The sequence below is a fragment of the Rhodanobacter fulvus Jip2 genome (assembly GCF_000264315.1).
In the GTDB taxonomy this organism is placed as follows: domain Bacteria; phylum Pseudomonadota; class Gammaproteobacteria; order Xanthomonadales; family Rhodanobacteraceae; genus Rhodanobacter; species Rhodanobacter fulvus.
Genome location: NZ_AJXU01000075.1, coordinates 112439 through 124147, shown reverse-complemented (window position 1 = coordinate 124147; position 11709 = coordinate 112439). Strand labels below are relative to the sequence as shown.

The 11709-nt window shown below is 61.1% G+C and carries 13 protein-coding genes; 8 read left to right on the top strand and 5 right to left on the bottom strand.

Features of this window, described 5'->3' with window-relative positions:
* The 3 genes from UU9_RS18440 to UU9_RS16075 all read left to right on the top strand — a co-directional run.
* Positions 1-584, top strand: a 584-nt coding sequence (locus UU9_RS18440) for a hypothetical protein (RefSeq protein ID WP_237710309.1), incomplete at its 5' end; no start/stop codon positions are given.
* A gap of 477 nt (positions 585-1061) precedes the next feature.
* Positions 1062-1424 (top strand): DUF3025 domain-containing protein, encoded by a 363-nt coding sequence (locus UU9_RS18115; protein WP_272941981.1) that lies wholly within the window; start codon positions 1062-1064, stop codon positions 1422-1424.
* A gap of 186 nt (positions 1425-1610) precedes the next feature.
* On the top strand, positions 1611-2489 hold the full coding sequence (locus UU9_RS16075) for a hypothetical protein (RefSeq protein WP_007082823.1): 879 nt from the start codon (positions 1611-1613) through the stop codon (positions 2487-2489).
* Between the two features lie 39 nt (positions 2490-2528).
* Here the strand turns inward: UU9_RS16075 and UU9_RS16070 are convergent, their stop codons facing one another.
* The gene (locus UU9_RS16070) at positions 2529-3287 is read right to left on the bottom strand and encodes a COG4705 family protein (protein ID WP_007082822.1); all 759 of its coding nucleotides are present in this window, start codon (positions 3285-3287) and stop codon (positions 2529-2531) included.
* A 176-nt stretch (positions 3288-3463) separates the two neighbouring features.
* Here UU9_RS16070 and UU9_RS16065 point away from each other — a divergent pair, with 176 nt between their 5' ends.
* From UU9_RS16065 to UU9_RS18105, 3 genes are all read left to right on the top strand, one after another.
* The gene (locus UU9_RS16065) at positions 3464-3808 is read left to right on the top strand and encodes a TfoX/Sxy family protein (RefSeq protein WP_007082821.1); all 345 of its coding nucleotides are present in this window, start codon (positions 3464-3466) and stop codon (positions 3806-3808) included.
* 189 nt (positions 3809-3997) lie between these two features.
* Positions 3998-4414: a hypothetical protein gene (locus tag UU9_RS18110; RefSeq protein WP_156804330.1), complete on the top strand. Its 417-nt coding sequence runs from the start codon at positions 3998-4000 to the stop codon at positions 4412-4414.
* 19 nt (positions 4415-4433) lie between these two features.
* Positions 4434-5003, top strand: a complete 570-nt coding sequence (locus tag UU9_RS18105; RefSeq protein ID WP_156804329.1) for a hypothetical protein — start codon at positions 4434-4436, stop codon at positions 5001-5003.
* Between the two features lie 157 nt (positions 5004-5160).
* On the opposite strand, the gene greB is transcribed toward UU9_RS18105, so the two are convergent.
* Positions 5161-5661 (bottom strand): transcription elongation factor GreB, encoded by a 501-nt coding sequence (gene greB, locus UU9_RS16060; protein ID WP_007082820.1) that lies wholly within the window; start codon positions 5659-5661, stop codon positions 5161-5163.
* A gap of 48 nt (positions 5662-5709) precedes the next feature.
* Positions 5710-7221, bottom strand: coding sequence for a helicase HerA-like domain-containing protein (locus UU9_RS16055; protein ID WP_007082819.1), 1512 nt, complete (start codon positions 7219-7221; stop codon positions 5710-5712).
* Positions 7222-7348: 127 nt separating this feature from the next.
* Between UU9_RS16055 and UU9_RS16050 the strand changes: the two genes are divergently transcribed.
* Positions 7349-8824 carry a lytic transglycosylase domain-containing protein gene (locus UU9_RS16050; RefSeq protein WP_040671234.1) on the top strand — a complete coding sequence of 492 codons (1476 nt, stop codon included), beginning with the start codon at positions 7349-7351 and terminating at the stop codon, positions 8822-8824.
* A 373-nt stretch (positions 8825-9197) separates the two neighbouring features.
* On the opposite strand, the gene UU9_RS16040 is transcribed toward UU9_RS16050, so the two are convergent.
* Complete coding sequence (locus UU9_RS16040) at positions 9198-9635, bottom strand: hypothetical protein (protein WP_040671216.1); 438 nt, start codon at positions 9633-9635, stop codon at positions 9198-9200.
* Between the two features lie 150 nt (positions 9636-9785).
* The gene (gene asd, locus UU9_RS16035; protein WP_007082815.1) at positions 9786-10619 is read right to left on the bottom strand and encodes an archaetidylserine decarboxylase; all 834 of its coding nucleotides are present in this window, start codon (positions 10617-10619) and stop codon (positions 9786-9788) included.
* Positions 10620-10706: 87 nt separating this feature from the next.
* Here asd and prmB point away from each other — a divergent pair, with 87 nt between their 5' ends.
* Complete coding sequence (gene prmB / locus UU9_RS16030) at positions 10707-11630, top strand: 50S ribosomal protein L3 N(5)-glutamine methyltransferase (protein ID WP_007082814.1); 924 nt, start codon at positions 10707-10709, stop codon at positions 11628-11630.
* The last annotated feature ends 79 nt before the right edge of the window (positions 11631-11709 follow it).

Sequence of the window (11709 nt, the reverse complement as noted above, 5' to 3'; positions counted from 1 at the left end):
ACTTGATTGATCAGAGCATCCTTAGGCAGCGAATGAATCAGGACTTACTCCGACAAAGAAGAAATCTCATCGCAACCAGCGCGGTACTTCTGGTTTTCGATTTCGCTCAGGTAAGGATTACGAAAGTTAGCGTGCTTGGCACAGAACTATTCGTCGGTAATGCCAAAGTCCTTATGGTCTGTGCGTGGTTGTTATGGGCGTACTTCTTCCTCCGGTACTACCAGTACTGGCGGTCGGAGCCAAGTCAGCAAATTCGCAACTCTTTCAAACAACGCCTCGACGCATACGCTCGCTCATATACTCAAGTCGTGGCAGAAAGAGACCAGTACGGGCAAGCCTACGACGACTACAAGATTACCCGTACAGGTATAGCTAGTTGGTCCTATGCTCTCTACGGATATGACCCGGTTGCGGGCAAAGCTGAGGCTGGCCACGCATCTATTCTACCTGCATGGAGGCTTGCTTCGTGGGGGCTAAAATCAGCCATGTTTGTGGCTGTTCAAACCCCGCATGCAACCGACCATGTTCTACCATTTGCATTAGCAATTGCAGCACCAGTTATCACCTTATGCACAAACTGGTAGTGGTAATGCGGCGGCCGCTGCCTAACATCTCATTCGAGGCGGACGGCTTCGCCGCCGCTCAATTCCAGCGTTATGCCACGGGAGACATCAGTGTACTTAGGCCGATAGGGGTAAAAGGTGTGGGGGACTTCCCCTGGACGCTTGTTGGCTCCGTAGCCCTTCTGCTTTTTTTGCTGCGTTACCTTTCACAAATGCTGGTCCTTTCGCCCAGCCACAGCACTAAGGAGGTGTCTATGGTAAAAACATTAACTGCTCGTATCCGCATGTTCTTCAGTTCCACAGTTGAAACAATGTGGGCTATTGGAGCCAGCAGCGTTGTTGTGCACCTGTCTGCCTAAGTACATTGCATTGGCATAACATTTCGACGGAAAAGGGGACGGAGGAAGTTAAGCGGGGCAATAAGACCACGAATTTAACTTCCTCGTTCCCCTTTTAGAGTTGCTGGTAGGCAAGGGGCTGGCGGTCGCCGGGCCACAGGTGGCGCCCATCGGAGCACTCGAAACCTGCGCGCAAGCGATCGCGGGCGGTCACGTGCTACACGATCCGCTGGAGCTTCGGCCCTCGCCGCAGGTTGGCGTGCCCGGCTGGCACCCGGACAATGAGCGCGAAGTGTTCTATCGCGAGGCGCCATGTTTCTGTCCGGCGCGGCCGGCGGACGTTACCCCGCGGCGATGGCGGCATAAGCCCAGGGCATGCGCTGATCGAGCCTTGCTCACCATTCCCGGGAGGCGCCTTTTGAACGGCCGTCAAGCTGTAATCTGCGGGCCGCTTGTGTCCTGTCCGTCAGTCGTGAAACGATGTGTCGCATTCAGGGCAACCCACACCCAGCGGAATGAGTGAAGGTATGGGTTGGCCGAAAGGGGAAAACCGTGAGCTGCGTGGTCCGCCAATGCGTGCGCGTGGGCGAGTGTGCGCGCGGAGTTGATGTGAACAAATCCGGCATCGACCGGGCGCGTTTGTATGTGTTGACCGGCATGCGTGGTCATGCCGGCCTTGAATTCATGCATCGAAGTTGATGGGGTAATAATGAAAAAGCCATATCTCACCCTGCTCCTGCTTGCGTTCTCGGTTGGTGCGCATGCCAGGGAGTACAAGAGCTTCTTTGAATTCAAGGTGGATCTGACCGACGACTGGCTGGTGCTCCCGCCAGGCGAAGCGGCGAATATCGAGGGCGTCGATTCCATGGAATCAATCGGGCTCCCGGCTACCGCCGACAAGGAAAATTTTTCCCGCATCCTGAAAAGGCTCCGCAACGGGGAAATCGAATACTATCTCGACAAGAAGTATTCGACCGGGGATTCCAACAACAATGTCAGTGTCCAGATAGTTCCGGATGGCATGGCTCCGTCGCTGGATGAGATAGAGGAGGGGTGCAAAAGCCTTGTCGGTGACCTTGAAAAGGTTTTCTCGAGCAAGGTAGATATCGCCAGTTGCGGGCCGAAGACGCTTGGCGGTATCACTTTCATTGCTTACGAATATCGCGTGGTGGCTTTACCGACGCATGCCATTCAATATGAGATACCTCTGCACGGATTGTTCAGGGTAGTGATTGTTGGTGGCTCCAACCTGGCCGGGCTGGACGCGGTAAGGCGTGTGACGGATGACCTGGCGCAAAGCGCCATAAGGGATCTGTCAAACAAGGCAACCGCTTGCGTAGCGCTGGCAAAAGCCAGTTACGCTTCAGGTGATTATTTGAAGTCCGTCAAGTTCATGAAAATGGCGATCAACGAAGACTTGGGTACGGTGGCGGACCTCGATGCGATAATCATGGCATCTGATGCACTTTCAAAGCTAGGCTATCCCGACAAGGGAGAAAAGTTGCTCTTGTTTCACTCCGACATGTACCCGGAAAGCAGGGAGAATGAAAAATACTTGGCTGCACTGAGGTCGGTCAGCGCAAATTGATATCAAGGCGCGTTTGACGGACGAGCAATCGGCCGGCATTCAGTACGCCTTGTCCGCCGGGCGCTGCGGAAAGATCAGAATGAAGACCAGCATCAGCGCCACCAGTACGCCCGAGGCTCCGATGCGGCTGAGTGCCAGTCCGCCGTGGTCGATGGGCTTGTCCAGGAAGTCGCCCACGACCGCACCCAACGGCCGGGTCAGGACGAAGGCGAGCCAGAACAGCGCCGTGCGCGACAGGCGGGTCCAGAAATACGCGGCGGCTACCGCCAGCAGCAAGCCGCCGAAGATCATCATCGCGCCGGTGTAACCCAGCCCGGCGCTGTCGGCGGTCCAGTCGCCCAGCGCGGTGCCCAGCGTCTGCGAGAACATGATGGTGATCCAGTAGAACGCCTCGGCGTGCGGCGTGGCCACGCTGTCCACCGCGATCGACCCCAGTACGCGGTACCAGATGACCAGCGAGGCCAGCAGCAGCGCGAGCAGCAATATGCTGCCGCCGGCATAGCCGATGCCCAGCGAGCGATCCGCAAAATCGGCCAACGTGGTGCCCACCGTGGTGGTGGCAACGACGGTGAGCCAATACAGCAGTGGACGGAAACGCCGCGCGCCGATCTGCGCGCCGACCGCTGTCGCAAACACCACCGCAAAGATCGCCGTGCTGACGAGATAGCCCAGGCCCAGCGACATCGACAACGCATCGCCACCGGTCTCGCCCAGCGTGGTGGCGGCGATCTTGATGAGCCAGAAGCCGAGCGTGACCGCGGGTACCTTGCTCGTTGCGGGGCGGGAATCGTGCGGCATGCGGCTCTCCGGGTAACGTGCGGGCAGAGCCTAGTGATGGAGGCTTATGGCGGACTTAGCGGCAGCCGTCGGGTTCACTCTGCTGAAGAAGTTCCGTCGTCGGCAGGTTGGCGGCGGATAACTTGCCGCGAAGATGCGACACTCAATCCGATGCTGTGCAACACGTGGGGGACGACATGGCTACCGACCAGGATTTCGCCGACTACGTGGCGGAGCAAGTGGCGCTCGGCGATCGCCTGAGCCGCAAACGGATGTTCGGCGAGTACGCGTTCTACGTGGACGGCAAGGTGGTGGGTTTTGCCTGCGACAACAGTTTTTTCCTGAAGCTGTCGGCGGCGGGCGAAGCGTTCGCGCCGGCGCTTCCCCGCAAGCCGCCGTATCCGGGTGCCAAGGATTATCTGGTGGCCGATGAGTTGCTGGACGATTCCGAACGGCTCCAGCGCCTGATCCTGGAAACGGCGGCGCTGATGCCGATGCCCAGGCCGAGAAAGCCCGCGGCAGCGAGCAAGTCCGGCAAATGATGCTACGCAATGCCGTGCCAAGACCAGAGCCTAATCAACATGCTTCTTGTCCATCGGTCAAGCCATCGTCGTGGACGGCCACGCTTGCACGGAAGTTTGGCCTGTCATTATCAATCGCGCGCCAGCGCTAACAACTCAATCCAGCGGACGTGCTACGCGCTGCTAACTTCGGATGTTAGGCTTAAATAAATGAAAGAAGGGCTCCTGGGTTTCGTAATTTCATTTGCTGTGACAGCGGTTACTTTATGGTGGATGCTCTTCAACAAAGGCCAGTTCTACGTTTTATTTGCCCCGGCCATTGTTGCGTTGCTTATCCCCATTGCTATGCCATCCCTCAAATGGTTGTTGGGCAGTGCCGCGTTTTTTAGCGCAGGAGCGACTACGCTCTGGGTTCAACACATTCATGTCACTTCATTACCGACTTACACAGGAAGCCCTGGCGATGCGCTTGGCGTCGTCATGTTCATGCTGGTTGTGGCGGGGTTTATTTGTGGAGCAGTCATTAGAGTCATGCTCGCAGGCATTCTTGCAATGCGGCATCGCGCTCAACAAGGTACTCCAGCCGAGTGTCCCACCTCCACGTCGCCGCGGCAGGATGGCGGCTGAGCTCAGGCGTTAGAATCATATGTCCGTCACCAAACGTGCGATCAAGATCATCGTCGCTTTCGCGCTAGCTTTCGGACTGGCATCGATTTTTATGTTCATCGTTGCAAGCTTTACGGAGTCTCATCGGTTCGCTCATTGTGGCCCAAGCAGTCTTTCTGCCACGTCGCAACATTGTCGCGCCGCTTCGCAATTGTTTTTTTTCGGAAAAGCTTTGTTCTTCGTCTCAGTTGCGCTTGCTGCAATCGCCGCTTGGCTAAGGTTGTGGCATTGCAAAGTGTTACGTATCACTTTCGTAATTATCGCGGTTGTAACAGTGGGTGGCTATGTCACGGCCAAGTTATCGCAATCGTCTGTTAACGACGAGACAAGGAAATACGTTATTTCAAATAGAATCACGGGGTTGGATTTCGGTGGGAAGGTGGTGCCGACCGAAGATATTGAAGTTACTTCCTGGACGACCTATCCATTCGTGGTCGTGGGATGCTATTCGGTACCTTTTGGCATGCATACCTCACATCACATGACCGCCTATTTGACCATGCCATGGGGAAAGTACGTGTTATCAAGAGAAAATGTTTATCCTCTATAGCGCTCCGCTACCTGGGGATCAGCCTGCAGGCTGTTTGGGCGTTCATCCAGTTAGTCAGGTTATCTGACCTGTGGCTACCGCTTCGCGCTGACGGGGAGCGTTTTCATGCCACCGGGGCGGCCGTGATGGCATCTTGTCGGCGGGGAAGCAATGCCCCTCACTCGTAATCCACCGCCATCACCGAAAATTCCGCTGGACCAGCGGGTAGTTCGGCGAGGAATTCGTCGTCGATGCGGCGTTTCAGTACGGCGCGCGCCATCGGTGAGTCGATGCTGATCCAGCCGAGTTTGGCGTCGGTTTCGTCGGGGCCGACGATGCGGTAGTGCAGCACTTCGCCGGTGTCGACGTTTTCGAGTTCGATGCGGGCACCGAAGAACACGGCGCGGCGATCGCCGGGTACGCCGTCGGCGACCTTGAGTGCGGGGATGCGTTTGCTGAGGTAGCGGGCACGGCGATCGATCTCGGCAAGTTGTTTCTTGCGGTAGATGTACTCGGCGTTTTCCGAGCGGTCGCCTTCGGCGGCGGCGGCGGTGATGGCTTTCACCACTTCCGGGCGCAGCACGTGCCACAGGTGATCGAGTTCGGCCTTCAGCCGCTCGAAACCTTCGCGGGTAATGATCGCGGTGGAGCCGGGGGAGGGTGGGCGCCAGCGACTCATTGCGGCCGCCCATTCATGGATTTTGCGGGGAAGGCAGACGGCATTGGATCAACGCTTGCCGCCGAAGATGCCGCCCAGCACGCCGCGCAGGATCTGCCGGCCGAGCTGGCTGCCGGCGGTGCGCACCATCTGCTTGCCCATGGTTTCGATCATGCCCTGGCGACGTTTGGTGCCGAACAGGGCGTCGTGCACGGCGCCGCTCCAGCCGCTTGCTTCGGCGTCTTTTGCCGCGCCCTTGGCGGGAGCGTCGGCGGCGACCTTGCTGGCGTCGGCGGCCTTGTCCTCGGCGCGTTTGATCAGCATTTCCGCGGCCGATTCGCGATTCACCGTGGTGTCGTATTTTGCGCCGACGGGCGAGCGTTGGCGGATGGTGGCGCGCTCGGCGTCGGTGATCGCACCGATGCGGCAGCAGGGCGTGGTCACCAGCACCTGCTCGACCGGTGTCGGTACGCCGCCGTTGGCAAGTGTGGAAGCCAGCGCTTCGCCAACGGCCAACTTGATGATCGCTTCGGTGACGTCGAGCTTCGGATTGACGACGAAGGTTTCCGCCGCCGCCTTGACCGCCTTCTGGTCGCGCGGGGTGAACGCGCGCAAGGCATGCTGGATACGGTTGCCGAGCTGGCCCAGGATGTTGCCGGGCACGTCGTCCGGGTTCTGCGAACAGAAGTACACGCCGACGCCCTTGGAGCGGATCAGCCGCACCACCTGTTCCACCCGCTGCAGCAGGCCGGGCGAGGCATCGTCGAACAACAGGTGTGCCTCGTCGAAGAAGAACACCATCTTCGGCTGGTCGAGGTCGCCGACTTCGGGCAACTGCTCGAACAGTTCGGACAGCAGCCACAGCAGGAAGGTGGAATACAGTCGCGGCTTCATGATCAGCTGGTCGGCGGCGAGCACGTTGATGATGCCGCGCCCGCTCATGTCCTGGCGCATCAGGTCGGCCAGTTCCAGTGCCGGCTCCCCGAAGAACTGGTCGGCGCCATCGCTTTCGAGTTTCAGCAGCGCGCGCTGGATCGCCGCGATGCTCTGCGTGCTGATCAGCCCGTACTGGGTGGACAGCGCCTTGGCGTTTTCGGCGGCATAAGTGAGCAGGGCGCGCAGGTCGGCGAGGTCCAACAGCAGCCAGCCCTGGTCGTCGGCGGCCTTGAATACCACTTCCAGCACGCCTTCCTGGGTGTCGTTCAATTCCAGCACGCGGCCGAGCAGGGTGGGGCCCATCTCGCTGATGGTGGCGCGCACCGGGTGGCCCAGCTTGCCGTAGATATCCCAGAACACCACTGGATTGGCCTGTGCTTTCCAGTCGGTCAGCTTGAGTTTGTCCAGCCGCGCCTTGAGCTTGTCGCCCGGCTCGTTCGCGGCCATTGCCAGGCCGGCCAGATCGCCCTTGGCGTCGGCCAGGAAGCAGGGCACGCCCAGCCGCGAGAAGCCTTCGGCCAGCACCATCAGCGAGACGGATTTTCCGGTGCCGGTGGCGCCGGCGATCATGCCGTGGCGGTTGCCGTAGTGCGGGTCCAGGCTGACGCTGGTGCTGTCGTTGCGGCCGATCAGGATGTCAGTCATGGCGTTCCGTCCGTTGGGAGTCGAGCGATTGTAGCCAAGACGTCGGCGTCGTCGCGTCATGCCGTCATTGCGTTGAGTCGCGTTGCCGCGCCAGCTATGGTGGGTCTTTTTTCAGGTGAAGTTCGTGATGGTGTTGTGTCCCGCGATTCGTTTCATGCGCCTGGTTCCGCTCGCCGTGGCGTTCGTCCTGCTCAGTGCCTGCAGCAGTAGCGGTGGCACCCGCCCGTCGGCATCGGTGAATGCCCTTTACAGTCAGCTTGACGAGGCCAGCAAGGGGTACGAAACCGCCTTGCAGCAATCCCGTGAAGGCGACCTGCAGGCATCCCAGTCGACGTTGACCCGTTCGCTGGACCAACTGAAGAAAACAGCGGCGCTTTGTGGCAACACGCCGGGTTGCGACCCGCAGCGCTTCTTCTCGGTGTTCGACCACATGTTGCGCTTGAAGGATGGCGATTTCGGCGGCGACCAGGATCTGAACGGCGACATCGACGCATCGCAGGCGGCGCTGGCCGCGGGCAAGACCGGTGCGGCCAGCCTGCCGCAGGCGCAGCGCAGCGTCACCCTGCTGCACGGACAGAAACTGTCCCAGCTGATTGCGATGAACGGGCCGGTCAAGGCCGCGCTGGAAATGTGGCTGACCCAGTGGCGGCCGCAGTTGATGAATGCCTACGTCAACTACGAATACCTGCGCTTCGAGATGTGGCCACAGTACGAGAAGGCGGATCTGCCCGAAGCACTGCTGTTCGGCATGCTGGCGAAGGAATCCGGCGGCAAGGTGCATGCGGTGTCGCGTTCGGGTGCGGCCGGGCCGTTGCAGTTCATGTATGCCACCGGCATGCGGTTCGGCCTGGGCATCAACAATGGCTTTGACACGCGCTTCGATCCGTCGGCGTCGGCCCGCGCCAATGCCGAATACCTCAACGAGCAGTTGCGCAAGTTCAACGACAATCTCGAACTCACCATTAGCGCCTACAACACCGGCGAGGGGCGCATGGGCCGGCTGGTTGGCAGCGATACGTCGGTGAGCTTCTACGATCCGCGCATCTATAACGCGCTTCCCCAGGAAACCCGCGACTACGTGCCTTCGGTGCTGGCGGCGGCGTGGCTGTTCCAGCATCCGGAAAGCTACAACCTGCACTTTCCGAAGATCGACGGCGCGCCCGGTTCGGTCATCCTGAAACGGCCGGCATCATTGTCCGAACTGACCGTGTGCCTGGGATCGGCCGGCGGCATGAGCGACGGCTGGTTCCGCACATTGCGCAATCTAAACCCGAAGCTGGATCCGCAAGTAGCCCAGCCGGCGGGTGCGCGGCTGGCACTGCCGAAGCGGCTTGAGGGCGTCTACGCGTCGCGCTGCGTCGATGGCCCGTGGCCGATCCTGGCCGCCGATCTTCATCACGCTGCCGTCCCTGTGGTGACTGCACCGGTAGCACCGCCGGTGGCGGCGAGCGCCAGTCACTACAAGGTGCGCCGTGGCGATTCGCTGATCAGCATCGTGCGCAAGCTGCGTTGCTCAAGCGTGCAGGAAGTGTCCGAGATGAATGACCTCAAGCATCATCGGATTCGCGCCGGACAGGTGTTGAAGTTGCCGGCGTGCCACTGAGAGGCTGTGAAGAACTGCTTTCGCTTCCCCTGCGTAGCGGGGGAAGCTGCCCAAAGGGCTGATGGGGGCGCTTTTCGCCGTAAAAAGCACGATCAAGAGCGCCCCCATCCGCCTTTACGTGCCGCTCCTGCGGCACGCCCTTCGGGCCGGCTTCGCCGTTCGCTCCGGCATCGGGCAACTGCTCCTGCGTTGCCTCAACTCAGGCATCCATGCCTTCGCCATGCCTCCGCAGTGGCACCTTCCCCCGCTTCGCAGGGGAAGGAAAAACTGGGCTCCACGCCAGTCCGCTGACTATTCGCAGCCCCTGGGTGTTTTTGCCGGCTAATGCTGCGAATCCAGGATCCCGGCCGGCTGCCGATCGAACCGGCTGCAATCAGGCAGCGGCGGTGTTGTTCATCCAGCTTTTGACGGTGTTGCCGCTGCTGTGGACTTCCTTCAGCTCACGCAGCAACTGCATCAGCTGCCGGTGTTGCGGTTGCAGGCTGGTGTGCGGCGAATTCTTGGTTTCGTGGTAGGCCACCGCAAGCCATAACGCGATGCCGCGCAACACCACTTCGGGGTTGTTCGAGCAGGCGCGTTCATAGCCGGCGTCGGTGCCCTGGCCCCAAGGCAGGTAGCGCGCTTCGGGCGCGGTGCCATATAGATGGGGGAAGTCGCTGCGTGACGCCTGGCCGATCTCGCGCAGGGCAAGCAGGCTCAGCCGCTCGCGATTGCGCTTGGGCAAGGCCCGGATGCTGCGCTCGATATCGCGAAATTGGCGGCCAAGCTGGCGCGCCCGCATCATCGCGAAAAATGGAGTGAGTAATTGCATGGGGCCCCCTCGACGCTGGAATTCGGCAGCACGTGAGACGTGCGGCGAAGTGGCGAGCGTAGCGAAGCGATCCCGGCAATTGCGCCTAGAGCGTCACAAAATGACGCATGACGTCAGTTATGCCGGTGACTGGCGTTGCGCCGGGTGGCGTCAGCGGTGACCGAGCCGCTGCCCCACCATTACGGCCTGTTGCGGCTGCAGCGCGTCCAGGGTCGGGCCTTTCGGCAGCAGCACGATTACGGTGGAGCCCATGTTGAAGCGGGCCATTTCGGCGAAGCGCTCCAGCGTGATGTTCTGGCCGGTGAATGATTTGCGCCCGATTGCCGACGCGTACGGCGGGATCACCAGGCCGTCCCACACCGTCGCCACGGACGAGACCAGAATCGCGCCGACCATGACCACCACGAAAGGACCGTGCTCGCCATCGAAGTGGCACACCAGCCGCTCGTTGCGCGCAAACACGCGGGGGATCGCTTCCACCGCGAACGGCGCCACGCTGAAGATGCGGCCGGGTACGTGCACGGTTTCCCGCAGCGTGCCCTTCAGCGGCATGTGCACCCGGTGGTAATCGCGCGGCGACAGGTAGACGGTGGCGAAGCTGCCGTCGCGGTAGGGCTTGGCATCGTCCGCGCTGCCCAGCAACTCGGCGACGGTGTAATCCTGCCCCTTGGCCTGGAAGATGCGCCCGTCGACGATGGCGCCGGCCTGGCTGATGCGGCCGTCCGCCGGCGACAGCAGCGCATCGGGATCCGCGTCGGCGCGGCGCGCATCGGGGCGCAACTTGCGGGTGAAGAAGGCATTGAAGTGCTGGTAGGCCAGCGCGTCGGGTTGCGCCGCTTCAGCCATGTTGACGTTGTAGCGGCGCACGATCTGGCTGATCAGGAAATTCTTCCACGGCGCGAAGGTCCAGCGCGTAGCCCAGTAGACCACTCGCGACAGCGCGCGGTGCGGCAGGATGTACTGCAGGAATACGTTGAAAGTCATCGGGGAAGTATACGGGCAGGGGCCGCTGGCGGAACCTGATCGATGCCTGCCGCTATACTTCCCGGTCCCTCTCCCGAAGCCGCCATCGTGACCACCGAACTCGCCTCCATCATCGACTTCATCCGTTATGGGGCCAGCCGGTTTGCCGCCGCCGGGCTCACCTTCGGTCACAGCCACGACAATCCGATCGACGAGGCCACCCATCTGGTGCTGGCCAGCCTGCATCTGCCGCCGGATATTCCGCCGGCCTATGGCGCGGGCCGGCTCACCACGGCCGAGCGCGAGAAGGTGTTGGCGCTGATCGAGCGCCGTGTCAGCGAACGTCTGCCGGTGGCCTACCTGGTGGGCGAGACCTGGTTTGCGGGGCTGAAGTTCAAGAGCGATCGTCGTGCGCTGGTACCGCGTTCACCGATCGCCGAATTGATCGAGTCGGGCTTCGCACCATGGCTGGACGAGCGTCCGGTGGAGCGCGCGCTGGACCTGTGCACCGGCTCGGGCTGCATCGGCATCGCCATGGCCGAATACAACCCCGACTGGCAGGTGGACATCGTCGACATCAGCGACGAGGCGCTGTCGCTGGCCCGCGAGAACATCGTCTTCCAGCATCTGGAGGGTCGCGTCAACGCGATCCAGTCCGACCTGTTCGCCGGCGTGGCGGGGCAGCGCTACGACCTGATCGTGTCCAATCCGCCCTATGTCACCGAGGACGAGTACGCCGCGTTGCCGGGCGAGTACGCGCACGAGCCCAAACTCGGCCTCACCTCCGGTGCGGACGGGCTGGACCTGTGCCTGCGCATGCTGGACGAGGCGGCCGATCACCTCACCGACGACGGCCTGCTGATCGTCGAGGTGGGCGAGAGCGAGCAGGCGCTGGCGGCGTTGCTGCCGCAGGTGCCGTTCGTGTGGATCGAGTTCAAGGTCGGCCAGATGGGCATTTTCGCGCTGGAGCGGCGCGACCTGGTGGAGTACGCCGACGCGATTCATGCCGTAGCCGCAGCACGACATGCATGATGGTTATTTCCGCGCGGACGGCACGTGTGAAATGATGGCAAGTTGATTTTCCCGGTGCACCCGCCGGTTCCCGACGGGT

What these genes read in the sequence shown, in the direction of transcription:
- UU9_RS16075 (WP_007082823.1), top strand. Translation starts at nt 1,611, where the DNA reads ATGAAAAAGCCATATCTCACCCTGCTCCTGCTTGCGTTCTCGGTTGGT.
- UU9_RS16070 (WP_007082822.1), bottom strand. Translation starts at nt 3,287, where the DNA reads ATGCCGCACGATTCCCGCCCCGCAACGAGCAAGGTACCCGCGGTCACG.
- UU9_RS16065 (WP_007082821.1), top strand. Translation starts at nt 3,464, where the DNA reads ATGGCTACCGACCAGGATTTCGCCGACTACGTGGCGGAGCAAGTGGCG.
- UU9_RS18110 (WP_156804330.1), top strand. Translation starts at nt 3,998, where the DNA reads ATGAAAGAAGGGCTCCTGGGTTTCGTAATTTCATTTGCTGTGACAGCG.
- UU9_RS18105 (WP_156804329.1), top strand. Translation starts at nt 4,434, where the DNA reads ATGTCCGTCACCAAACGTGCGATCAAGATCATCGTCGCTTTCGCGCTA.
- greB (WP_007082820.1), bottom strand. Translation starts at nt 5,661, where the DNA reads ATGAGTCGCTGGCGCCCACCCTCCCCCGGCTCCACCGCGATCATTACC.
- UU9_RS16055 (WP_007082819.1), bottom strand. Translation starts at nt 7,221, where the DNA reads ATGACTGACATCCTGATCGGCCGCAACGACAGCACCAGCGTCAGCCTG.
- UU9_RS16050 (WP_040671234.1), top strand. Translation starts at nt 7,349, where the DNA reads ATGGTGTTGTGTCCCGCGATTCGTTTCATGCGCCTGGTTCCGCTCGCC.
- UU9_RS16040 (WP_040671216.1), bottom strand. Translation starts at nt 9,635, where the DNA reads ATGCAATTACTCACTCCATTTTTCGCGATGATGCGGGCGCGCCAGCTT.
- asd (WP_007082815.1), bottom strand. Translation starts at nt 10,619, where the DNA reads ATGACTTTCAACGTATTCCTGCAGTACATCCTGCCGCACCGCGCGCTG.